A 21,979-nucleotide genomic window follows, 5' to 3' on the forward strand; every position below is an offset into this window, starting at 1 on the left:
GCGCAATAGGGTCGGGGGATCTTTCCCGGAAGTTTTCACGAAGAGGATCACCCGATGCCGGATCGTGACGGCCATCACCTGGAATGTCTGTAGATTCCTACGAATCTACTCGCGTAGAAATTTTGTGCGGGTAGTCTGAAGGGACCTGCTCAGCACCACACACCGGGAGTGCCAGTGGCACGCGTCGTAGTCGACGTCATGCTCAAGCCGGAGATCCTCGACCCCCAGGGCCAGGCGGTGCAGCGCGCGCTGCCGCGCCTCGGTTTCGAGGGCGTCTCCGACGTACGTCAGGGAAAGCGATTCGAACTGGAAGTGGACGGACCGGTGGACGACGCCGCGCTCGCCCGCATCCATGAACTGGCGGAATCGTTCCTCGCCAACACCGTGATCGAAGACTTCACCGTGAAGGTGGAGGAAGTCGTGGAGGCAGGAAAGTGACCGCACGTATTGGCGTCGTCACTTTTCCCGGCAGCCTCGACGACCGGGACACCCAGCGCGCGATCCGGCTGGCGGGCGCCGAGCCCGTCGCCCTGTGGCACAAGGACAAGGACCTCCACCAGGTCGACGCCGTGGTGCTGTGCGGCGGTTTCTCCTACGGCGACTACCTGCGGGCCGGTGCCATCGCGCGCTTCTCGCCGGTGATGGAGCCGCTCATCGAGCAGGCGAAGGCCGGACTGCCGGTCCTCGGTATCTGCAACGGCTTCCAGATCCTCACCGAGGCCCACCTCCTGCCGGGCACGATGCTGCGCAACGACCACCTGCACTTCATCTGCCGCGACCAGAAGCTGCGGGTGGAGAACGCCGAGACCGCCTGGACCACCGACTACACGGCCGGCCAGGAGATCCACATCCCGCTGAAGAACAACGACGGGCAGTACGTCGCCGACGACTACACCCTCGACAAGCTGGAGGCCGAGGGCCGGGTCGCGTTCCGCTACCTCGACTTCAACCCCAACGGCTCCCAGCGTGACATCGCCGGCGTCACCAACGAGGCCGGCAACGTCGTGGGCCTGATGCCGCACCCGGAGCACGCCGTGGAGCCGCTCATCGGCACCGGCCGCACCGACGGCCTCCCCTTCTTCACCTCGATCCTCAAGAAGCTGGTCAACGCATGAGCCGGACGCCTCTGGACACGGTCGAGCACGCGGCCGCGACCCCCGACGTCGAGCTGCCCTGGGCCGAACTGGGCCTGAAGAAGGACGAGTACGAGAGGGTCGTCGAGATCCTCGGCCGCCGCCCCACCGGCGCGGAGCTGGCCATGTACTCCGTCATGTGGTCCGAGCACTGCTCGTACAAGTCGTCGAAGGTGCACCTGCGCCAGTTCGGCGAGAAGGCGCCCCAGTCGGACGCCCTGCTCGTCGGCATCGGCGAGAACGCCGGCGTCGTCGACGTCGGCCAGGGCTACGCGGTCACCTTCAAGGTCGAGTCGCACAACCACCCCTCGTACGTCGAGCCCTACCAGGGCGCGGCCACGGGCGTCGGCGGCATCGTGCGCGACATCATCGCGATGGGTGCCCGCCCGGTCGCCGTCGTGGACCCCCTGCGCTTCGGTGCCGCGGACCACCCGGACACCAAGCGCGTCCTGCCGGGCGTCGTCGCCGGCATCGGCGGCTACGGCAACTGCCTGGGCCTGCCCAACATCGGCGGCGAGGTCGTCTTCGACGCCTGCTACCAGGGCAACCCGCTGGTCAACGCCGGCGCCATCGGCGTCATGCGGCACGAGGACATCCACCTCGCCAAGGCGTCCGGCGCCGGCAACAAGGTCATCCTCTACGGGGCCCGCACGGGCGGTGACGGCATCGGCGGCGCCTCCATCCTGGCCTCCGAGACCTTCGACGACGCCAAGCCCTCCAAGCGCCCGGCCGTGCAGGTCGGTGACCCCTTCCAGGAGAAGCTCCTCATCGAGTGCACCCTGGAGGCGTTCAAGGAGAAGCTGGTCGTCGGCATCCAGGACCTCGGCGCGGCGGGCCTGTCCTGCGCGACGAGCGAGCTGGCGTCGAACGGCTCCGGCGGCATGCGCGTCACCCTCGACGACGTCCCCCTGCGCGACTCGACGCTCTCCCCCGAGGAGATCCTGATGAGCGAGTCGCAGGAAAGGATGTGCGCGGTCGTCGAGCCCGACAAGGTCGACCGCTTCCTGGAGATCTGCGACAAGTGGGACGTCATCGCCACCGTCATCGGTGAGGTGACCGACGGCGACCGCCTGGAGATCTTCTGGCACGGCGGCAAGATCGTCGACGTCGACCCGCGCACCGTCGCCCACGACGGCCCGGTCTACGAGCGCCCCTACGCCCGCCCGGACTGGCAGGACGCGCTCCAGGCGGACGACGCGAACAAGCTGCCCCGCCCGGAGACCAGCGAGGAGCTGAAGGACCAGGTCCTGAAGCTGGTCGCCTCCCCGAACCAGGCGTCCAAGTCCTGGATCACCTCCCAGTACGACCACTTCGTGCAGGGCAACACGGTCCTCGCCCAGCCCGAGGACTCCGGGATGATCCGGGTCGACGAGGAGAGCGGCCTCGGCGTCGCCATCGCCACCGACGGCAACGGCCGCTACGCCAAGCTGGACCCGTACCACGGCGCCCAGCTGGCCCTGGCGGAGGCGTACCGCAATGTCGCCACCACCGGCGCCAAGCCGCTCGCCGTCTCCGACTGCCTGAACTTCGGCTCGCCCGAGGACCCGGCGGTCATGTGGCAGTTCGCGGAGGCCGTGCGGGGGCTGGCGGACGCCTGCCAGCAGCTGGGCACCCCGGTGACCGGCGGCAACGTCTCGCTCTACAACCAGACGGGCGAGGTCGCCATCCACCCGACGCCGGTCGTGGCCGTCCTCGGCGTCATCGACGACGTGGCCCGCCGCACGCCGGTCGCCTTCCAGGAGGAGGGGCAGCTGCTCTACCTCCTCGGCGACACCCGGGAGGAGTTCGGCGGCTCGGCCTGGTCCCAGGTCGTCCACGACCACCTCGGCGGTCTGCCCCCGCAGGTCGACCTGGAGCGTGAGCGTCTGCTCGCCGAGATCCTGATCTCCGCCTCCCGCGACGGCATGATCGACTCCGCGCACGACCTGTCCGACGGCGGCCTCATCCAGGCGGTCGTCGAGTCGGCCCTGCTCGGCGGCAAGGGCGCCCGCCTGATCGTCCCCGACGGTCTGGACGCCTTCACCTTCCTGCTCTCGGAGTCGGCCGGCCGCGCCGTCGTGGCCGTCCCCCGCTCGGAGGAGGTCCGCTTCAACGACATGTGCGGCGCCCGGGGCCTCCCGGGCACCCGCATCGGCGTCGTCGACGGCGACACCGTCGACGTCCAGGGCGAGTTCACCCTCACCCTGGAGGAGCTGCGCACCGCGCACGAGGGCACGATCCCGGCACTGCTGGCGTAACCCCGCTGCCGTACGGCACTTCGGCCCCGCCCGGCTGTCCGGGCGGGGCCTTCGTACGGGCGCTGTCAGAGGCCGGTGCTGGGCCCTGTCGTCACATTCCCGCCTACCCCGCGACGCCATGCACGCGCTCTCGACGCACCGGGCCCCGACCCGAGTACGGTCCCGTACACGGGTCAGGGCCCGGCACGCCGAGAGCACGCACCTGACGCCGCGAGGCCGCCCTTCGGGCGACGGCGGGAATTTGACGACAGGGCCTAGCTTCGGGGGACCTGGCATTCACGGGGAACCAGGTGCGAGCAGTCGGTACGGGGGAGCGGTGGAAGCACCTGATGGCGCACGGAAGCGGGTGAGGTTCCCCGCCCGGGGCGGCCGCCCGCGCGACGCCTTCAACCGCTGCGTCGCCCTCACGGCCGCCGCCGGCATCGGCCTGAGCGGCTGGGCGGTGTGGCTGGAGGCCGAGGAGCACCGGGACCGGCAGGCCAGCCGGGCGCGGATCACCGACGCCTGCGCGGGCCTCGCGGACCCCGACCGGGTCCTGGGCCTCCACGGCGGCACGGCCCGCGCCGTGCAGGGCAGCGACGCCACCGAGTGGTTCACGAAGGACACGACGCCGGGCCGCTGTGTGATCTACCGGGTGGGCGAGCCGGGGACGACGTACGGGCACTTCGAGATGGAGGTCTGGACGAACCCGGCCGAGCGGGAGACCAACGTCGTCGGTGCGGCGGTCCACCCGTTCCTGCGGCAGTCCCGCTCCGACCTCACCGCACCCGCCCCCCTCGACGTGACCCGCCGGGCCGACCACTCACCCGGCCACCCCCTGGACAACCCGGGCGAGGACGACGGACGGCTCGGGTACTACGACGACGAGAGCGTCACCTTCAAGGTCACCTGCGAGAAGCCGACGAACGACATCACCTCGGTGAACGTACGCACCCAGGCCGACTACGACGACGTCTCCTTCCAGGACCGCCTGACCCTCATCCGGCTGGCCGCCGACGCCGCGTACAAGGCGGCAGACCACGTCCGCTGCACCCCCGAGCAGCGGCTGCCCGGCACCTTCGCCCGCCTCTGGATCCCGGACCCCGAGCTGAAGGACGCCGCGTTGGCGGAGGGCTCCTGCCGCTGGTACGCCGACTTCCTGCGGGCCCAGGGGGACGACGCCCGCCTCCCGGACCGAGCGCTCGCCTCACCGGCGGGCGAGCACAGCTTCAAGGAGACCTGCCTGCTCGCGGCGAGCCCGGCCCGGGGGAAGCGGGCGTGGCCGACCCTGTCCGGGGAGCGCGTCCCCGACCTCGACGACGTGCTGGACGACTCCCCGTGGCACCTCCAGACCGACTCCTTCTTCGGGGACGAGGCCCGCGAGGTCACCCCGACGTCCTTCGGCGACCGCGGCAGCCGCATAGAACCCGGCACGGCCGGCCAGTTCTCCGGCTCCGTCTGGTGGGCCTCCTCCACCTGCGCCGGCGAGCCCGCCGTCCACACCCTCGGCGTCAGCACCTCGTACGCGGACGTGGCCGGACCCCGCCTCCGCGCCCTCTTCCGGGCCTACGTCGACCGCGTCACCGCCGCCCGGGACTGCGAGGACATCACTTTCCCCGCCCCCTCCGACCTCCCCTCCGCATAGGCTCCCCACCATGCCCCCGGCCAGGAAACGCCCCCGCGCCTACGACCCCGCCAAGACCCGCAAGGCCGTGCTGGCCCAGTTCGCGACCGTGCGAGAAGCGGTGAGCGGCCTCGGGCCTGAGCAGCTCGCGCTGCCCACCCGGCTCGGTCAGTGGACCGTACGGGACCTGGCCGCGCACCTCACCATGGCGGTGGAGAGCGTGAGCCGGGCCCTGGACCGGCCCGAACCGGCGAAGGCTGAGCTAGGGCCACTCGACTACGGCGCGGCCACCGCCCCGTTCGCCGACGCCATCGCCGAGGGCAGCCACGCCCTGGCCGAGGCCCACCAGGACCTCGGCGCCCTCTACACCGAGACGGAGCGCCGGATCACCGAGCGCCTCGCCGCCGCCCCGCAGGACCGGCTCGTCGACACCCGCGCCGGCGCCATGTCGCTCGGCGACTACCTGGTCACCCGCACCGTCGAGCTCGTCGTCCACACCGACGACCTGAACGCCGCCGTCCCCGGCCTCGACCTCCCGTACGACCGCCACGCCCTCGCCACCTGCGTCCGGCTGCTCGCCGACACCCTCGCCGCCCGCGCCCCCGGCGGCGCGACGGAGGTGCGGATCCCGCCGTACGCCGTCGTGCAGTGCGTGGAGGGGCCCAGGCACACCCGTGGCACCCCGCCGAACGTCGTCGAGACCGACCCGCTGACCTGGATCCGCATGGCCACCGGCCGCCTGGACTGGGCCACCGCCCTGGACGAGGCGAAGGTCAGCGCGGGCGGCGAACGGGCAGACCTGAGTGCGCTGCTCCCCCTGCTGAGCTGAACCGCCCGCGAACAACCAGGTGGAACCGCCCACGCACCCCACCCGTCCCACCGGCATGGACAAGCAGCGACTGACCCGCACCGCCCTGCCCCTCGCGGCCCTGACCCTGTTCCCGCTCCTCGCGGCCTGCGGCACCGAGTCCGGTACCGGCGCCGGCAGCGACTCCGTGGGACCGGGCGCCAAGGAGTCGGTCACCGGGGTCCACTGGACGGTCGACAGCCTCACCGTGGACGGGAAGACCACCAAGGCCCCCGACGGTGCCTATCTGAAGATCGACGACAACGGCGAGGTCAACGGCAACTACGGCTGCAACACCTTCGGCTCGACCGCCGACTTCAAGGACGACTCCGTCGACTTCGAGATCGCCCAGTCCACCGAGATGGCCTGCGGCGACGCCCCCACGAAGTTCGAGGAGAGCTTCTCCCGCACCCTCGACAAGGGGACGTTCAAGGCGAAGACCGCCGACGGCGGCCTCACCCTCACCACGGCCGACGGCGACACCGTCAAGCTCAGCGAGGAGAAGCCCGCCGAGCTGTACGGCACCAAGTGGCGCGTCGACTCGCTCATGGACCACGACGTCGCCCAGTCCCTCCCCGAGGAGGCCGACGGCAAGGCCTGGTTCACCCTCGACGAGAAGAAGGGCACGCTCAGCGGCAGCCTCGGCTGCAACGAGGTCTCCGCGGAGGCGACGGTGAGCAAGGGGGAGATCACCCTCGGCCACGCGCGCACCACCCGCAAGATGTGCTCCGACTCACTCATGGCCGCCGAGAGGACCCTCCTCGGCCTTTTCAAGGGCACGGTGGAGTATCGGATCGATCACCGCAGTATCACGCTGACCAGGGAAAACGGCCTGGGTGTCGGTGCGGTCGCCGACAAGTGACATGCGGTGGCGCGCAGTCGGGACCGGTGGTGGGCGAGATCAGCGGATTCGGACCGGTGCGCGATCTCGCCTACACTCGGTGGCGTGCCACGTGGTGACGGACGACTCAACCACGACCTTCTCCCCGGTGAGAAAGGCCCCCAGGACGCGTGTGGCGTCTTCGGTGTCTGGGCCCCGGGTGAAGAGGTCGCCAAGCTCACGTACTTCGGGCTCTACGCCCTCCAGCATCGGGGCCAGGAATCCGCGGGTATCGCGGTCAGCAACGGCTCCCAGATCCTCGTCTTCAAGGACATGGGCCTCGTGTCCCAGGTCTTCGACGAGACCTCGCTCGGTTCCCTCCAGGGTCACATCGCGGTCGGTCACGCCCGCTACTCGACCACCGGCGCCTCCGTCTGGGAGAACGCCCAGCCCACGTTCCGTGCCACGGCGCACGGCTCCATCGCCCTCGGCCACAACGGCAACCTGGTCAACACGGCCCAGCTCGCCGAGATGGTCGCCGACCTGCCCAAGCAGGAGGGCCGTACGCCGCGTGTCGCGGCCACCAACGACACCGACCTGCTCACCGCCCTGCTGGCGGCCCAGGTCGACGACGACGGCAAGCCGCTGACGATCGAGGAGGGGGCCCACAAGGTCCTCCCGCAGGTCCGCGGCGCCTTCTCCCTCGTCTTCATGGACGAGCACACCCTCTACGCGGCACGCGACCCGCAGGGCATCCGCCCGCTTGTCCTCGGCCGGCTGGAGCGCGGCTGGGTCGTCGCCTCCGAGTCCGCCGCCCTCGACATCTGCGGCGCCTCCTACGTCCGTGAGATCGAGCCGGGCGAGTTCATCGCCATCGACGAGAACGGGCTGCGCAGTTCCCGCTTCGCGGAAGCGAAGCCCAAGGGCTGTGTCTTCGAGTATGTGTACCTGGCCCGCCCGGACACCGACATCGCCGGCCGGAACGTGTACCTCTCCCGGGTGGAGATGGGCCGGAAGCTGGCCAAGGAAGCCCCCGTCGACGCCGATCTGGTCATAGCGACCCCGGAGTCCGGCACCCCGGCCGCCATCGGCTACGCGGAGGCGTCGGGCATCCCGTTCGGTGCGGGTCTGGTGAAGAACGCGTACGTCGGACGTACGTTCATCCAGCCCTCCCAGACGATCCGCCAGCTCGGCATCCGGCTGAAGCTGAACCCGCTGAAGGAAGTCATCAAGGGCAAGCGCCTGGTGGTCGTCGACGACTCGATCGTCCGCGGCAACACCCAGCGCGCACTGGTCCGGATGCTCCGCGAGGCCGGGGCGGCCGAGGTCCACATCCGGATCTCGTCCCCGCCCGTGAAGTGGCCCTGCTTCTTCGGCATCGACTTCGCCACCCGCGCCGAGCTCATCGCCAACGGCATGACGATCGACGAGATCGGCACCTCCCTGGGCGCCGACTCCCTGGCGTACATCTCCATCGACGGCATGATCGAGGCGACCACCATCGCCAAGCCGAACCTCTGCCGTGCCTGCTTCGACGGCGAGTACCCGATGGAGCTGCCGGACCCCGAGCTCCTCGGCAAGCAGCTCCTGGAGACCGAGCTGGCCGCCGGGCCCGCCGCCACGGCCGCGACCGACGCGATCCGTCGCCCGTAAGCCCGCAGCCCCCCGCTCACCCGCAGTACGACACGAAGGTTCTCATCAGCCATGTCTGAGACCCCCAACGCCGAGGGCGGCGCCAGCTACGCAGCCGCGGGCGTCGACATCGAGGCGGGCGACCGCGCCGTCGAGCTCATGAAGGAGTGGGTCAAGAAGACGCAGCGCCCCGAGGTCCTCGGTGGCCTCGGCGGCTTCGCCGGCCTCTTCGACGCCTCCGCCCTCAAGCGCTACGAGCGCCCCCTGCTCGCCTCCGCCACGGACGGCGTCGGCACCAAGGTGGACATCGCCCGCCAGCTGGGCGTCTACGACACCATCGGCCACGACCTGGTCGCGATGGTCATGGACGACATCGTGGTCTGCGGCGCCGAACCGCTGTTCATGACCGACTACATCTGCGTCGGCAAGGTCCACCCCGAGCGGGTCGCCGCCATCGTCAAGGGCATCGCCGAGGGCTGTGTCCTGGCCGGCTGCGCCCTGGTCGGCGGCGAGACGGCCGAGCACCCGGGCCTCCTCGGTCCGGACGACTTCGACGTCGCCGGCGCCGGTACGGGCGTGGTCGAGGCGGAGCACCTGCTCGGCCCGGATCGCATCCGTAAGGGTGACGCGGTGATCGCCATGGCGTCCTCCGGCCTTCACTCGAACGGGTACTCGCTCGTCCGGCACGTCCTGCTGAACCAGGCAGGGCTCTCCCTGGACGCCGAGATCGCCGAGTTCGAGCGCACCCTCGGCGAGGAGCTCCTGGAGCCCACCAAGATCTACTCGCTGGACTGCCTGGCCCTGACCCGCACCGCCGAGGTCCACGCCTTCAGCCATGTCACGGGCGGCGGGCTCGCGGCCAACCTGGCCCGCGTCATCCCCGACCACCTGCACGCCACGGTCGACCGCTCCACCTGGACCCCGGCCCCCGTCTTCGACCTCGTCGGCAGGACGGGCCAGGTCGAACGCCTGGAGCTGGAGAAGACCCTGAACATGGGCGTGGGCATGATCGCCATCGTGCCCCAGGAGTCGGCGGACGTGGCCCTGACGACCTTGGCGGACCGAGGCGTGGACGCCTGGCTGGCAGGCGAGATCACCGACCGAGGCACCCACACGACGGGCGCGGAACTGGTGAACGACTACGCCCGAGGCTGATGAGGAAGGCGCCCCCGACGGCGGCTAAGCCGCCTGAAGGGGCGCGGGGAACTGCGCGACCAGCCACAACGAAACCCGCGGGCGCCGACGGACGGTGACCCCCGAGCTACAAGGCGCCCGGCCCCTCAAGCGGAGCGCAACCGCACAAAACCCGGTCCGGCGTTATCCGCTCGGACCGGGTGAAGCGCAGGTGGACGGTCAAGCCCCGCGGCGATGGGACGCAGGACCGGAGTCGTCCTCGTCTTCGTCGTCGTCGGAGTTGTACAACTCCGCGTACCGCGCGTACGGGTCGTCGTCGTCTTCGTCGTCCTCGAACGGTTCGCCGTTCGGAGGCTGGCTCGAAGTCGATGCGCCCAGCTCGCTGGCCAGACGCGACAGGTCAGTCCCACCGCTGTTGTACTTCAGCTGGCGGGCGACCTTCGTCTGCTTGGCCTTGGCCCGGCCGCGCCCCATGGCTCGACCCCCTCGGTGACGGGGCTCGACGGCCCCAGAGTCTTGACACGCGTTCATGATCTAGAACGGGCTCTCCATGGAGAGACCGGTCCGTAGGGCTTCCACGGTACCTGAGCCCGCGCCCATACGGTACGTCGCCCGCAGGACGTGGCCGTGCCCAGAACCTGCGAGGAGCCCCGTCCCCGCTGGTCAACCGCGATTTTAACCGTTTCTTGGCGGACGACCCGCCGACGGAAGTGAGAGTTCTCTCTAAAGCCGTCGGCGGGTACCGGGGCATCCCGTGCGACCCTCGCGTGGGCGTGCCCGCGGAACGTCAGCGTCCGCGCGCGGCGGCCGCCTCCTGCATCCGCTGCTCGGCGATCCGGTCGGCCGCGGCGGCCGGCGGAATACCATCCGTCTTCGCACGTGCGAATATTGCCAACGTGGTGTCGAAGATCTTCGCGGCCTTCGCCTTGCACCGCTCGAAGTCGAACCCGTGGAGTTCGTCGGCAACCTGGATGACGCCGCCGGCGTTCACCACGTAGTCCGGCGCGTAGAGGATCCCGCGGTCCGCGATGTCCTTCTCGACGCCGGGGTGGGCGAGCTGGTTGTTGGCCGCGCCGCACACCACCTTGGCGGTCAGCACGGGCACGGAGTCGTCGTTCAGCGCCCCGCCGAGCGCGCACGGGGCGTAGATGTCGAGCCCCTCCACGCGGATCAGCGCCTCGGTGTCGTCGACGGCGGTGACCCCCTCGGGGTGCCGGTCGAGGATCCGGCGTACGGCGTCCTCGCGCACGTCCGTGACGATCACCTCGGCGCCCTCGGCCCGCAGATGCTCGACGAGGTGGTGGCCGACCTTGCCGACGCCGGCGACGCCGACTCTGCGGTCGCGCAGCGAGGGGTCGCCCCACAGGTGCTGGGCGGAGGCCCGCATGCCCTGGTAGACCCCGAACGCGGTGAGGACGGAGGAGTCCCCGGCGCCGCCGTTCTCGGGGGAGCGGCCCGTGGTCCAGCGGCATTCGCGGGCCACGACGTCCATGTCGGAGACATAGGTGCCGACGTCGCACGCGGTGACGTACCGGCCGCCCAGCGAGGCCACGAACCGCCCGTACGCGAGCAGCAGCTCCTCGCTCTTGATCCGGTCGGGGTCGCCGATGATCACGGCCTTGCCGCCGCCGTGGTCGAGCCCGGCCATGGCGTTCTTGTAGGACATCCCGCGCGCGAGGTTCAGGGCGTCGGCGACGGCCTCGGCCTCGGTGGCGTACGGGTAGAAGCGGGTGCCGCCGAGGGCGGGGCCCAGTGCGGTGGAGTGGAGGGCGATGACGGCCTTGAGGCCGCTGGCCCGGTCCTGGCAGAGCACGACTTGCTCGTGACCGCCCTGGTCCGAGTGGAACAGGGTGTGCAGGACGCCGTCAGATACTTCGGTCACTGTGGTGACTCCTGGGTAAGAAGCGGCGGTTGGTGACAGTTCCGCTGGGTCCCCCCGGGCTTTTGGCTGTGGGGGAGGTGGCGGGGGCTGTGAGCATGAGATTAGAGCCTCATAGCCGCTCTGGAGCGGCGGAGCTTCAGGATCACCCCCTCCTGGAGTACGGCAGTGGTGTGATCCGCACAGTTTTCCGGCCCGCCGATGGGCGGGTTCCGCAGGTTTCCCCGGTGGTCCGCGGGGGAGGGAGCAGGCGTGCCCAAGGTGTCCTCGGTGATCGTCCCGTACGCGTCCTACCTTCGCGTCTACGAGCCGCTGGCCGCCTTCCCGGAGCCCGAGCGCACCCACTGGAGCCGGTACGCCCGGCGCGCCGACCGTCCCTCCTACCAGGACGAGCTGCGCCGGTCGCTGGCCGATCTGTTGCCGACCCCGCCGGTCCCGGTGCCGGTGCACGAGAGCAGCGACGCCTTCGTGCTGGAGGTGGACGGGGTGGTCTGCGTCTGCCCCTGGCGCACCCGGCTGCGCGGCTGGCAGGCGCTGGGTGATCTCGCCGAGGAGCTGCCCGCGCCGCTGCTGGACGCGGTGCTGCCGCCGCTGGTGCGCCGGCAGGCCAGCCAGGACTACGAGCGCTGGATGGCCCGCAATCCGGACGCCCGTCCGTGGATCCGGACCTCGACCTGGCATGTGCCGCTGAACTGGTTCGTCCTCGTGGCGGACGAGGAGCGGACCTTTGAGAAGGGCGAGAAGGGTTCGGCCGAGATCTCACCCGTGCTTCGCTATCGCACGCCCATGGTGCAGGCCCGGCGGCGGGTGGCGCGGGGACTCAGGGCGCTGCGGGAGGCCCTCGACGAGGGGCCGCTGATCGACGGGCTGGTCGACGTGGGCCGCTGGCTGGAGGAGTTCCACCCGCGCTCGCTCGTGGAGCTGGACTACGGCGGCCTCGTGCACGTCCTCCCGGCGGAGGAGCTGGACGGCGACCACTCCGCGGCGGATGTCGCCGAGGGCATCGAGGCCCTGCGCAACGGGGACGGCCTGGGCGCAGGCGAGGCGTACGGGCGGCTGGTCGAGCGGTGGCGGGCGGTACGGGACCGGCGCTCGGCGAACTGAACGGCCGGTCGGCGAGCCGTACCGGGCAGAACCGGTTGAACCAGCTCAACACCCCAGCCGTACATGTGACTTGTGGGGCGGACGGGAAAAGGCTTTCCACAGAGGCCGAAGCATGGTGAACTGTCCACCCTTGGCCCAGGCTTGACGTACCGAAGTTCCGTTCGGGCGGCATCATGGGACGTAGGTCCCCGATCCGGGCTTTTGTATCAAGCAGTCGTCAAGCGTGACGGATTGCACTTACGCGGGCCTTGCCTCTTACGCACCTCCTCATGCCAAAATAGGACAAGGAGTCCGGGGGAGGCTCCCTCTGCCCGCCTTTGGGTGGAATCTCAGCATTGCACGCTATTGGGGGGTCTCGTGACTCCTGCGCGCCACTGTGACTGATCGTCACAGTGGCGTGACTGTCCGCTATGGCATGGTCCATCGGCATCCGTCGCTGATGAACACCTGGGAGGGCAATTCCATCGGTTTGGCCGACGCGGCTGGACAGATGGTGTAGTTGTAGTGCCGAGGACAAGCCGTTCGTCCTATAACCGACTCGACTCGCGTCCGCCATTTCGGGCAACGCGGGTCAAGGTGCAGAATTTAGAGGAAAGAACCGAGAAGGTTCGGTTCTCCCGAGGAGGCCGCTCATGACCGCTCGCACCCCTGATGCCGAGCCGCTGCTGACCCCGGCTGAGGTCGCCACCATGTTCCGCGTCGACCCCAAGACGGTCACGCGGTGGGCGAAGGCCGGCAAGCTCACGTCCATCCGCACGCTCGGCGGACACCGCCGTTACCGCGAGGCTGAGGTCCGCGCACTGCTCGCGGGCATTCCGCAGCAGCGCAGCGAGGCCTGAACCACCGCAGAACAGGGCATTTCGGCTGGTCCCCCAATCGGCCGAGGCGCCTGAAAGCGCAGCTCAACCGCTCACACAGCGCCAAGCGACGCGGGTTCTGCCCCAACAGGTCCCACGCCCGAGCCACACAGAGCTTTTCCAGAGCTTCCAACTGTTCTGGGTTTCGCCAGGCAAGCAACAAGGGTGCGTCGTCAGATCGCGCTGGACTCCGCCGGGTCCAGCGCGATCTTTTTTGTGCGCTCGGACGGACGACCGGGCCCTCGGGTCCGGTCTTTTGCCTGTCCGGCGCGCCGCCGTGTGCGCGGGCCTGGCCGTCTGTGCGCGGGCCTGTCGGACTCTGGGGAGGGCTGTCGGATCTCCTGTGCGGGCCTCCGGAGACTGGTGCAATTGCACATATTAAATTGACCAGTTGTAGGAGACCTGTAAGAACCCACGTTCCGAAAACTTATACAGTGACACCCGTCACGCGCCAGGACGCTTGTTACTCGTGAGTCATGTGCGGTAAAGGGAGCGGGAGTTGGGCCAGACCCGTCGTGCTGCGGAGTGTGTTCCCCGCTCGGCGGGACTCACGCCATCGTTCACGCCTTGGAGGGACTCTCGTCCTCCGTGGGGTCCTCGGCGCGGTCCTCGGCGGCCGTGGGGGCGTCCGTCGTCAGGATGCCCGTCGTGACGCTGTCCGTCGCCAGCCGCAGCAGCCGGTGGCAGATCGGGCAGTGGCGGGTGAAGTGCCGGTAGGAGGAGGCGGCCGACAGATGGGCGCGGAGCAGAGCGCGGGTCTCGTGCCGAGCGGACGCCGCCATACGCCACCTCCGGGGTCGTGGGGCCCTGTTTCCGAGGTACCGATGGAATGTGACTCCGTCAAGCCCCGGCGCGTCCGCTTGGGGCGCGGGGTGCCTGGTGGGGGTGGGGGTGCGGGTCCGTTGGCGGCCGCGGGTCCGGCGTGGCCGTTCGCGCAGTTCCCCGGGCCCTGAAGGCTCGGGCCTAACGAACCCCAGGCCGCCCCTGTTTCGGCGCAGCAAAAAGACCCGCATCCTGAACGGATGCGGGTCTTTTCTGAATTGATGCGGTCCTGACGGGATTTGAACCCGCGGCCTCCACCTTGACAGGGTGGCGAGCACTCCAAACTGCTCCACAGGACCAGGTTTCGCAGTCAGCGTTTGTGCGCTGGCCTGCGAGAAGAGACTGTACAGGAGGGGGGCCCCCGGGTCGAACTCACCCAACGTGCAGTGCTCGTCACAGTATGACGGCTAGGGCGCCACCGCGTCGATCGCTTTCACGATGCGCTTGTCGGAGACGGGATACGCCGTCCCCAGCGCATGCGCGAAGTAGCTGACGCGGAGTTCCTCGATCATCCAGCGGATGTCCAGGACCGAGGACGGCACGGGCCGCCCCTGGGGGAGCTGTTCCAACAGCCAGGCGTACTCGTCCTGCATCTCGTGGACCTTCTCCATGCGGGAGGTGTCCCGCTGGACGCCCGTCGGCATCTGCTGGAGCCGGCGGTCCGCGGCCACCAGATACCGCATCAGATCCGGGAGGCGGCGCAGCCCCGTCTCCGTGACGAACCCCGGCTTCACGAGGGCGTCCAGCTGCCCGCGCACGTCCGCGAGGTTGGGCAGGAGGGCGGGGCTCCTCGTGGCCTTCAGGCGGCGCTCACAGGCCTGCCAGGCGGCGAGGACCTGCTGGACCTGGCCGACCGTGCGGACGGTGGTGTCCACGATCTCCGCGCGGACCTTGTCGAAGAGCTTGCGGTACGACTCCTCGTCCCAGGCCGGCCCGCCGAAGTCGGCGATGAGACGGTCGGCGGCGGCCATCGCGCAGTCGTCGAACAGGGCCTGGATCGAACCGTGCGGGTTCGCCGAGAGGGCCAGCTTCTGCGCGTTGGTCAGCTTTTCGCTCGCGAACTTCGCAGGGTTGACCGGAATGTTTCGCAGGATGAGCCTGCGGGTGCCCTTCCACATTGCTTCCGACTGTTCCGCCTCCGTGTCGAAGAGGCGTACGGAGACGGTGTCGCCGTCGTCGACGAGCGCCGGGTACGCCTTCACGGGCTGGCCTGCGCGGCGGGTCTCGAAGACGCGGGTGAGGGAGCCGATCGTCCAGTCCGTCAGGCCCCTGCGCTCCAGGGACTCTCCGCCCTGGCGTTCCGCGGTCGCCGCGGCGGCCTGAGAGAGCGCCTTGCGGGCCTTCGGCTTCAGCCGGAGCCGCAGGGACTCCAGGTCCTTGTCCTCGGCCAGCTTCCGGCGCCGCTCGTCGACGATACGGAAGGTGATCTTCAGGTGGTCGGGGACGCGGGACCAGTCGAAGTCGTCGGCCGTCACTGGTACGCCCACCATGCGCTTGAGTTCGCGGGCGAGGGTGACGGTCAGCGGCTCCTGGAGGGGCACGGCCTGGTCCAGGAAGCGCTTGGCGTAGTTGGGGGCCGGGACGTAGTTGCGGCGGATGGGCTTGGGCAGGGAGCGGATCAGTTCCGTCACCACGTCCTCGCGCAGGCCCGGGATCTGCCAGTCGAAGCCCTCGTCGGTGACCTGGTTGAGGACCTGGAGGGGGATGTGGACGGTGACGCCGTCCGCGTCCGCGCCCGGCTCGAACTGGTAGGTGACGCGGAACTTGAGCTGTCCCTGGCGCCAGGAGTCCGGGTAGTCCGCCTTGGTGACCGCCTCCGCCGACTCCCGGATGAGCATCTCGCGCTCGAAGTCCAGGAAGTCGGGCTGCTCGTGGCGCTTGTGCTTCCACCAGGAGTCGAAGTGGGCGCCCGACACCACGTGTTCGGGGACCCGCTGGTCGTAGAAGTCGAAGAGGGTGTCGTCGTCGACCACGATGTCCCGGCGCCGGGCCCGGTGCTCAAGCTCCTCGACCTCGCTGAGGAGCTTGCGGTTGTCGGCGAAGAACTTGTGGTGCGTACGCCAGTCGCCCTCGACGAGCGCGTTGCGGATGAAGAGCTCGCGGCTGGCCTCGGGGTCGATGCGGCCGTAGTTCACCTTCCGCTGGGCGACGATCGGTACGCCGTACAGCGTGACCTTCTCGTACGCCATCACGGCGGCCTGGTCCTTCTCCCAGTGCGGCTCGCTGTAGGTGCGCTTCAGGAGGTGTTCGGCGAGCGGCTCGACCCACTCGGGTTCGATCTTCGCGTTGACGCGGGCCCAGAGACGGGAGGTCTCCACCAGCTCGGCGGACATCACGAAGCGCGGGGGCTTCTTGAAGAGGGCCGAGCCGGGGAAGATCGCGAACTTGGCGCCGCGGGCGCCCAGGTACTCGTTCTTCGCGCCGTCCTTGATGTCCTTCATGCCGATGTGGGACAGCAGGCCGGCCAGGAGCGAGATGTGGACCCGCTGTTCGGGGGCGTCCTCCTCGTTGAGGTGGATGCCCATCTGCTTGGCGACGGTGCGGAGCTGGCTGTAGATGTCCTGCCACTCGCGGATGCGCAGGAAGTTGAGGTACTCCTGCTTGCACATCCGGCGGAAGGCCGACGAGCCGCGTTCCTTCTGCTGTTCGCGGACGTAGCGCCAGAGGTTGAGGAAGGCGAGGAAGTCGGAGGACTCGTCCTTGAAGCGGGCGTGCTGCTGGTCGGCCTGGGTCTGCTTGTCGGCGGGGCGTTCGCGCGGGTCCTGGATGGACAGCGCGGCGGCGATGACCATGACCTCGCGGGCGCAGCCGTTCTTGTCGGCCTCGACGACCATCCGGGCCAACCGCGGGTCCACGGGCAGCTGGGAGAGCTTGCGGCCCATCGGGGTCAGCCGTTTGCGGACGTCCTTCTGCGTCGGGTCGAGCGCGCCGAGCTCCTGGAGGAGCTGGACGCCGTCCCGGATGTTGCGGTGGTCCGGCGGGTCGATGAAGGGGAACTTCTCGATGTCGCCGAGGCCGGCCGCGGTCATCTGGAGGATGACGGAGGCGAGGTTCGTCCGCAGGATCTCGGCGTCCGTGAACTCCGGGCGGGCGTTGAAGTCGTCCTCGGTGTACAGGCGGATGCAGATGCCGTCGGACGTACGGCCGCAGCGGCCCTTGCGCTGGTTGGCGCTGGCCTGGGAGATCGGCTCGATCGGCAGCCGCTGCACCTTGGTGCGGTGGCTGTAGCGGCTGATGCGGGCGAAGCCCGGGTCGATGACGTACTTGATGCCGGGGACGGTCAGCGAGGTCTCGGCGACATTGGTGGCCAGAACGATCCTGCGGCCGGTGTGCGGCTGGAAGACGCGGTGCTGCTCGGCGTGCGAGAGGCGCGCGTAGAGGGGGAGCACCTCGGTGAAGCGGTACTGCTTCTTGATCAGCGCGTCCGCCGTGTCGCGGATCTCACGCTCACCGGAGAGGAAGACGAGGATGTCGCCCTTGCCCTCCGCCATCAGTTCCTCGACGGCGTCCGTGATCGCGGTGATCTGGTCGCGGTCGGCGTCCTCGGAGTCCTCTTCGAGGAGCGGGCGGTAGCGCACCTCGACCGGGTACGTACGGCCGCTGACCTCGACGATCGGGGCGTCGCCGAAGTGGCGGGAGAAGCGCTCGGGGTCGATGGTCGCGGAGGTGATGACGACCTTGAGGTCCGGGCGCTTGGGCAGCAGCTGGGCGAGATAGCCCAGCAGGAAGTCGATGTTGAGGGACCGCTCGTGGGCCTCGTCGATGATGATGGTGTCGTAGGCGCGCAGCTCGCGGTCCGTCTGGATCTCGGCGAGCAGGATGCCGTCCGTCATCAGCTTGACGAAGGTCGAGTCCTGGTTGACCTGGTCGGTGAAGCGGACCTTCCAGCCGACGGCCTCCCCCAGCGGGGTGTCCAGCTCCTCCGCGACGCGTTCGGCGACCGTGCGGGCGGCGATCCGGCGGGGCTGGGTGTGCCCGATCATGCCGCGGACGCCACGCCCCAGCTCCATGCAGATCTTCGGGATCTGGGTGGTCTTGCCGGAGCCGGTCTCACCGGCCACGATGACCACCTGGTGGTCGCGGATGGCGGCCGCGATCTCGTCCTTCTTCTGGCTGACGGGCAGCTGTTCGGGGTACGAGACGGCCGGCACGCGGGCCGCGCGCTCGGCCATGCGGGCCTCGCCCTTGGCGACCTCGGCCTCGATCTCGGCGAGGACGGCGGCCTGGGCCTCGGGTTTACGGATCTTGCGCGCGCCTTCGAGCCTGCGCCCGAGCCGGTGCGCGTCGCGCAGGGACAGCTCGGCCAGGCGGGTGGCGAGGGCGCCGAGGGCGGGGGCAGGTGGCGTAGACATACGCCGTCCAGGATCTCACCTCGACGAAACGACGGGCGAACGCTTTTGCGTCCGCGGCCCGCGGCGGGCCCTTCGGCCGCGAGCGGGGGGACCCACTCCGACGGATCGTTGGCGTGCCGGTCGGCGTGAGCGACACGGAAGAGCCCCTCTCCGCTGATACCGGAGAGGGGCTCAGGCCCTGGTCAGGGCGGTTGTGGCTGGGGCCGGGGTCGAACCGGCGACCTTCCGCTTTTCAGGCGGACGCTCGTACCAACTGAGCTACCCAGCCACGGTGTTTCACGTGAAACACCGAGCGGTCCTGACGGGATTTGAACCCGCGGCCTCCACCTTGACAGGGTGGCGAGCACTCCAAACTGCTCCACAGGACCAAGGTTGCGTACGACAGTGTCGCACACGTTCTTGCGTGCCCCCAACGGGATTCGAACCCGTGCTACCGCCTTGAAAGGGCGGCGTCCTAGGCCGCTAGACGATGAGGGCTATCGGCCCGCCGTGGGCGCTTCATCAGCGCGTCGGGGACGTGAGAAGCATATGGGATGGCGGGAGGTATCGCCAAAACGGTTTACGGGCGGCCCGGGGAACGGGTGGCCGTCCCGCCGGGTGACGTGCTCGGCGGCGTGCCTGAGGGGGTGCCGGACGGGTCCTCGGGGGAGGGGCTTCCGGAGGGGGACGGGGACTGGGTCGCGCCCGGCTGGTTCTCCTTCGGCAGATGGCGGCTGACCTCGGCTGTCGTCAGCCCCAGACCCCCGAGTTTGATCTCGTCCCAGGCCTGGAGGCGGTGGGTGTCGCGGTCCAGGTACAGGACCGAGGTCTCGATCGGATCCGGGTAGTCGCCCTCCAGGGCACGCAGCCCGCTGCCGCCCGTCGAGCCCTCGATGCGGAGGCGGGTGCCCTCGTCCAGGATCTCCATCTCCGGGTGGTGCAGGTGCCCGGCGAGCACGAGCGGGACTTCCCCGTCCGTCTCGCGGGCCGCGTCCGGGTTGTGGGCGATCGCGATGTCCACGGGGGTGCCGGCCGCCTTCTGGGCGCGCAGCGCCCGCGCCAGCCGCTGTCCGGCCGCCTCCTCCGAGGGCAGCCCCGCCTTGTCCGTGGAGCGGTCCGGGGTGAACTGCGGGTCGCCGATGCCCGCGAAGCGCAGTCCGCCCACGTTCACCGCCTTCCCCTCGTCGAGGACGTGGGTGTTCTCGACGCCTTCCAGATAGCGCTGGGTCTCCCGGGAGTCGTGGTTGCCGCGCACCCAGACATACGGCGCCCCGAGGTCGGCGATCGGGTCCAGGAAGGCGTTCTCGGCGGCGGTGCCGTGGTCCATGGTGTCGCCCGAGTCGACGATGACGTTGATCTCGTACTGCTCCACCAGGGAGGCGATGATCTTCCAGCTCGCGGGGTTGAGGTGGATGTCGGACACGTGCAGGACGCGGATGGTGGTCGGGTCCGGCTGGTACGTGGGGAGGGTGGACGTGACGTCGTACAGCTTGGTCACGTTCGTCACCAGGCGGGCCAGTTCCTTCTGGTAGACGTCGAACTCCGTGACGATGCTGCGCGCGTTGCCGACCAGGGAGGGCGCGGAGGAGAGCAGCCCCGAGAACTTGGGCTCCAGGACCGAGTTCGGGTTCCAGGTGGCGGCGGCGGTGCCCCCGGAGGCGGCGAGCAGACCGAGGGCCAGGCCGCCGGCGGCGAGGGCGCGGCGGGGGCGGCGGTACACGGCGAGCCCCAGCGCGGTCGCCCCGGTGACGACGGCGACGCTCGACCGCAGGGCCAGGCCCAGCGTGCCGCGCCGCACGTCCGACGCGATCTCGTCCTGGAGGCCCGAGATCCGCTCGGGGTGGTCGACCAGGGCCTGCGCGCGGTCCGGGTCCAGCTGGTCGACGTTGACGTCGAGGCGTACGGGGGCGTGGTGGCTGCTCAGCTCCAGCGCGCCCAGCGGGGAGACGTTGATCTTCGTGCCGCCGGTGAGCGAGGGGCGCAGCGTCATCGTGGTGTTCATCGGCCCGACGGGCGTCCGTACGTTGCCCACGACCAGCAGGCCCAGCCAGGCGCCGACCACGACGACGGTGACCAGGCCGAGCGCGCGGGCCCACGGGCGGGGGCGCCGCGCCGAGTCGACGGCCGGGTGCGGGCCGCGCGAGCGGCTCCGGCGGGCGGCGGCACGGGTGGACCGCGGCAGCGCCCGGCGGAGGCGGCGAAGGGTCGTACGGAAGGTGGTCACGGTGGTGGCTGTTGCGGCGGGGACGCGGACCATTGGGGCCGTATGCCCAGGGAGGTGGGGGGATATGCGGGGGATTGGGGACCGGGCCCCGTTCCGGTGCCGCGCCCCTCGTGGCCGTCGTGTGACCCGTATCTCTCGTACGCGCGGGTCGTGCCCGACAATGGGCCTGTGCTGGAGATGACGCGCGAGGAGTTCGAGGAGCTGGTCGCCGAGGCGTTGGACCGGATCCCGCCGGAGCTGACGCGGCTGATGGACAACGTGGCGGTGTTCGTCGAGGACGAGCCGCCCGCCGACGACCCTGGGCTGCTCGGGCTGTACGAGGGGACCCCGCTCACGGATCGCGGGGAGTGGTACGCGGGGGTGCTGCCGGACCGGATCACGATCTACCGGGGGCCGACGCTACGGATGTGCGAGACGCGGGAGGACGTCGTCGCGGAGACCGAGGTGACCGTGGTGCACGAGATCGCCCACCACTTCGGTATCGACGACGCCCGGCTGCACGCCCTGGGGTACGGCTGAGGTCCGTCGGCAGCGGTGACGCCGGCTGGGTGATCGCTGCCGAGGACGGACGCTGGATGCCGGATGCCGGACGCCGGATGCCCCGGGCTGAGGGATCGACGCCGGGCGCCCCCGTGCCCGCGGGGCGGGCATGATCCGAACCGCGGGTCTCGGGGGCTTCTGGGCGGGGGCCGCGGCGTGGGGTGGCGGTGACGCGGCGGGTGGGCCCCGCGCGTGTCTTCTTGCGGGCGGCGGGAGTTGAGCAGGGGGACTCCTCTTTCCGCCCCCCACGGAGGTGGCCGCCGTGCGCGCCTTGTACGTACCCGTTCGTCTGGCCGCCACGGTCATGGCCGTCGCCGCGGCCGCCGGCTGCATGAGCGTGGGGGACGACGGGCGGAACCCAGGCCCCTCCCCCTCCGCCGGACAGCGGGGCGGTGAGCGGCCGGACGGGGGTGCCGCCGTGACGGGCGGCGGCGGTACGGGGTACCAGGTTGGGCGCGGCAAGCCGCACCCCTCGGGCTCGCCCCACCCTTCCGGGTCCCCTTCGGCCTCCGCGTCGGCGGCGGCGTCCGAGGGTGCCAAGCCGCCCAAGAAGGCGAAGCCGCCGAAGGGCGGGAAGGGCGGGAAGGGCGGGAAGGGCGACGGGGGCGGCGAGCGGCCGCCCGCGCCGGAGCCGACGAAGGGGGAGCCGACGGCCGCGCCCTCCACGGCCGCGCCGGAGCCGCCCGAGCCGTCGAATCCACCGGAGTCACCGGCACCGGAGCCTTCGGCCGAGCCGTCGTCGTCCGCGCACGATCAGGGAGCGCAACTGATGGAGCGCGAGCCGGCACCGGAGGCCGGGGATGCGGCGTGAGCCGG

Annotated in this window: 17 protein-coding genes and 4 tRNA genes; 12 read left to right on the forward strand and 9 right to left on the reverse strand. The window is 70.2% G+C overall.

Features of this window, described 5'->3' with window-relative positions:
- The first annotated feature begins 174 nt into the window (after positions 1-174).
- From purS to purM, 8 genes are all read left to right on the forward strand, one after another.
- The gene (purS, locus tag ACZ4Z2_RS09635; RefSeq protein WP_055514060.1) at positions 175-438 is read left to right on the forward strand and encodes a phosphoribosylformylglycinamidine synthase subunit PurS; all 264 of its coding nucleotides are present in this window, start codon (positions 175-177) and stop codon (positions 436-438) included.
- Entirely contained in the window at positions 435-1,115 is a 681-nt protein-coding gene (gene purQ, locus ACZ4Z2_RS09640) for a phosphoribosylformylglycinamidine synthase subunit PurQ (protein WP_468074073.1), read from the forward strand. Before purS ends, purQ begins: the two co-directional genes overlap by 4 nt.
- Positions 1,112-3,370, forward strand: a complete 2,259-nt coding sequence (purL, locus tag ACZ4Z2_RS09645; RefSeq protein WP_468074075.1) for a phosphoribosylformylglycinamidine synthase subunit PurL — start codon at positions 1,112-1,114, stop codon at positions 3,368-3,370. Before purQ ends, purL begins: the two co-directional genes overlap by 4 nt.
- A 346-nt stretch (positions 3,371-3,716) precedes the next feature.
- Complete coding sequence (locus ACZ4Z2_RS09650) at positions 3,717-4,994, forward strand: hypothetical protein (protein WP_468074077.1); 1,278 nt, start codon at positions 3,717-3,719, stop codon at positions 4,992-4,994.
- 10 nt (positions 4,995-5,004) lie between these two features.
- Positions 5,005-5,802, forward strand: a complete 798-nt coding sequence (locus tag ACZ4Z2_RS09655) for a maleylpyruvate isomerase family mycothiol-dependent enzyme (RefSeq protein WP_468074079.1) — start codon at positions 5,005-5,007, stop codon at positions 5,800-5,802.
- Between the two features lie 55 nt (positions 5,803-5,857).
- Entirely contained in the window at positions 5,858-6,682 is an 825-nt protein-coding gene (locus tag ACZ4Z2_RS09660; protein ID WP_468074081.1) for an META domain-containing protein, read from the forward strand.
- Between the two features lie 84 nt (positions 6,683-6,766).
- Positions 6,767-8,293 (forward strand): amidophosphoribosyltransferase, encoded by a 1,527-nt coding sequence (gene purF / locus ACZ4Z2_RS09665; protein ID WP_468074083.1) that lies wholly within the window; start codon positions 6,767-6,769, stop codon positions 8,291-8,293.
- A 51-nt stretch (positions 8,294-8,344) separates the two neighbouring features.
- On the forward strand, positions 8,345-9,427 hold the full coding sequence (gene purM, locus ACZ4Z2_RS09670) for a phosphoribosylformylglycinamidine cyclo-ligase (protein ID WP_468074084.1): 1,083 nt from the start codon (positions 8,345-8,347) through the stop codon (positions 9,425-9,427).
- Positions 9,428-9,625: 198 nt separating this feature from the next.
- Here purM and ACZ4Z2_RS09675 read toward each other — a convergent pair whose 3' ends face one another.
- The gene (locus ACZ4Z2_RS09675; RefSeq protein WP_390953169.1) at positions 9,626-9,880 is read right to left on the reverse strand and encodes a DUF3073 domain-containing protein; all 255 of its coding nucleotides are present in this window, start codon (positions 9,878-9,880) and stop codon (positions 9,626-9,628) included.
- Positions 9,881-10,193: 313 nt separating this feature from the next.
- Complete coding sequence (locus tag ACZ4Z2_RS09680) at positions 10,194-11,288, reverse strand: Leu/Phe/Val dehydrogenase (protein ID WP_468074086.1); 1,095 nt, start codon at positions 11,286-11,288, stop codon at positions 10,194-10,196.
- A gap of 249 nt (positions 11,289-11,537) precedes the next feature.
- Between ACZ4Z2_RS09680 and ACZ4Z2_RS09685 the strand changes: the two genes are divergently transcribed.
- Positions 11,538-12,389 carry a DUF8083 family protein gene (locus tag ACZ4Z2_RS09685; protein WP_468074088.1) on the forward strand — a complete coding sequence of 284 codons (852 nt, stop codon included), beginning with the start codon at positions 11,538-11,540 and terminating at the stop codon, positions 12,387-12,389.
- Positions 12,390-13,021: 632 nt separating this feature from the next.
- On the forward strand, positions 13,022-13,228 hold the full coding sequence (gene bldC, locus ACZ4Z2_RS09690; RefSeq protein ID WP_003949541.1) for a developmental transcriptional regulator BldC: 207 nt from the start codon (positions 13,022-13,024) through the stop codon (positions 13,226-13,228).
- A 578-nt stretch (positions 13,229-13,806) separates the two neighbouring features.
- On the opposite strand, the gene ACZ4Z2_RS09695 is transcribed toward bldC, so the two are convergent.
- From ACZ4Z2_RS09695 to ACZ4Z2_RS09725, 7 genes are all read right to left on the reverse strand, one after another.
- Positions 13,807-14,028, reverse strand: a complete 222-nt coding sequence (locus ACZ4Z2_RS09695) for a DUF6274 family protein (protein ID WP_468074090.1) — start codon at positions 14,026-14,028, stop codon at positions 13,807-13,809.
- 264 nt (positions 14,029-14,292) lie between these two features.
- Positions 14,293-14,367 (reverse strand) — tRNA-Asp (locus ACZ4Z2_RS09700).
- Between the two features lie 108 nt (positions 14,368-14,475).
- Entirely contained in the window at positions 14,476-18,420 is a 3,945-nt protein-coding gene (hrpA, locus tag ACZ4Z2_RS09705; RefSeq protein ID WP_468074092.1) for an ATP-dependent RNA helicase HrpA, read from the reverse strand.
- Positions 18,421-18,614: 194 nt separating this feature from the next.
- A tRNA-Phe gene (locus ACZ4Z2_RS09710) sits at positions 18,615-18,688 on the reverse strand.
- Positions 18,689-18,713: 25 nt separating this feature from the next.
- Positions 18,714-18,788 (reverse strand) — tRNA-Asp (locus ACZ4Z2_RS09715).
- A 36-nt stretch (positions 18,789-18,824) separates the two neighbouring features.
- Positions 18,825-18,897: transfer RNA gene (locus ACZ4Z2_RS09720), tRNA-Glu, on the reverse strand.
- 82 nt (positions 18,898-18,979) lie between these two features.
- Complete coding sequence (locus ACZ4Z2_RS09725) at positions 18,980-20,656, reverse strand: metallophosphoesterase family protein (protein ID WP_468074094.1); 1,677 nt, start codon at positions 20,654-20,656, stop codon at positions 18,980-18,982.
- A gap of 135 nt (positions 20,657-20,791) precedes the next feature.
- On the opposite strand from ACZ4Z2_RS09725, the gene ACZ4Z2_RS09730 reads away from it, so the two are divergent.
- Together ACZ4Z2_RS09730 and ACZ4Z2_RS09735 are read left to right on the forward strand one after the other, a co-directional pair.
- Positions 20,792-21,142, forward strand: coding sequence for a metallopeptidase family protein (locus tag ACZ4Z2_RS09730; RefSeq protein ID WP_468074096.1), 351 nt, complete (start codon positions 20,792-20,794; stop codon positions 21,140-21,142).
- A 283-nt stretch (positions 21,143-21,425) separates the two neighbouring features.
- The gene (locus tag ACZ4Z2_RS09735; RefSeq protein WP_468074098.1) at positions 21,426-21,974 is read left to right on the forward strand and encodes a hypothetical protein; all 549 of its coding nucleotides are present in this window, start codon (positions 21,426-21,428) and stop codon (positions 21,972-21,974) included.
- Positions 21,975-21,979 lie beyond the last annotated feature (5 nt).

This window comes from Streptomyces sp. NPDC030183 (assembly GCF_055573455.1).

Excerpts from the sequence above, each read along its gene's own strand:
- purL (WP_468074075.1), top strand. The coding sequence starts at position 1,112 with ATGAGCCGGACGCCTCTGGACACGGTCGAGCACGCGGCCGCGACCCCC.
- ACZ4Z2_RS09655 (WP_468074079.1), top strand. The coding sequence starts at position 5,005 with ATGCCCCCGGCCAGGAAACGCCCCCGCGCCTACGACCCCGCCAAGACC.
- ACZ4Z2_RS09660 (WP_468074081.1), top strand. The coding sequence starts at position 5,858 with ATGGACAAGCAGCGACTGACCCGCACCGCCCTGCCCCTCGCGGCCCTG.
- purM (WP_468074084.1), top strand. The coding sequence starts at position 8,345 with ATGTCTGAGACCCCCAACGCCGAGGGCGGCGCCAGCTACGCAGCCGCG.
- ACZ4Z2_RS09675 (WP_390953169.1), bottom strand. The coding sequence starts at position 9,880 with ATGGGGCGCGGCCGGGCCAAGGCCAAGCAGACGAAGGTCGCCCGCCAG.
- bldC (WP_003949541.1), top strand. The coding sequence starts at position 13,022 with ATGACCGCTCGCACCCCTGATGCCGAGCCGCTGCTGACCCCGGCTGAG.
- ACZ4Z2_RS09695 (WP_468074090.1), bottom strand. The coding sequence starts at position 14,028 with ATGGCGGCGTCCGCTCGGCACGAGACCCGCGCTCTGCTCCGCGCCCAT.
- hrpA (WP_468074092.1), bottom strand. The coding sequence starts at position 18,420 with ATGTCTACGCCACCTGCCCCCGCCCTCGGCGCCCTCGCCACCCGCCTG.
- ACZ4Z2_RS09725 (WP_468074094.1), bottom strand. The coding sequence starts at position 20,656 with ATGGTCCGCGTCCCCGCCGCAACAGCCACCACCGTGACCACCTTCCGT.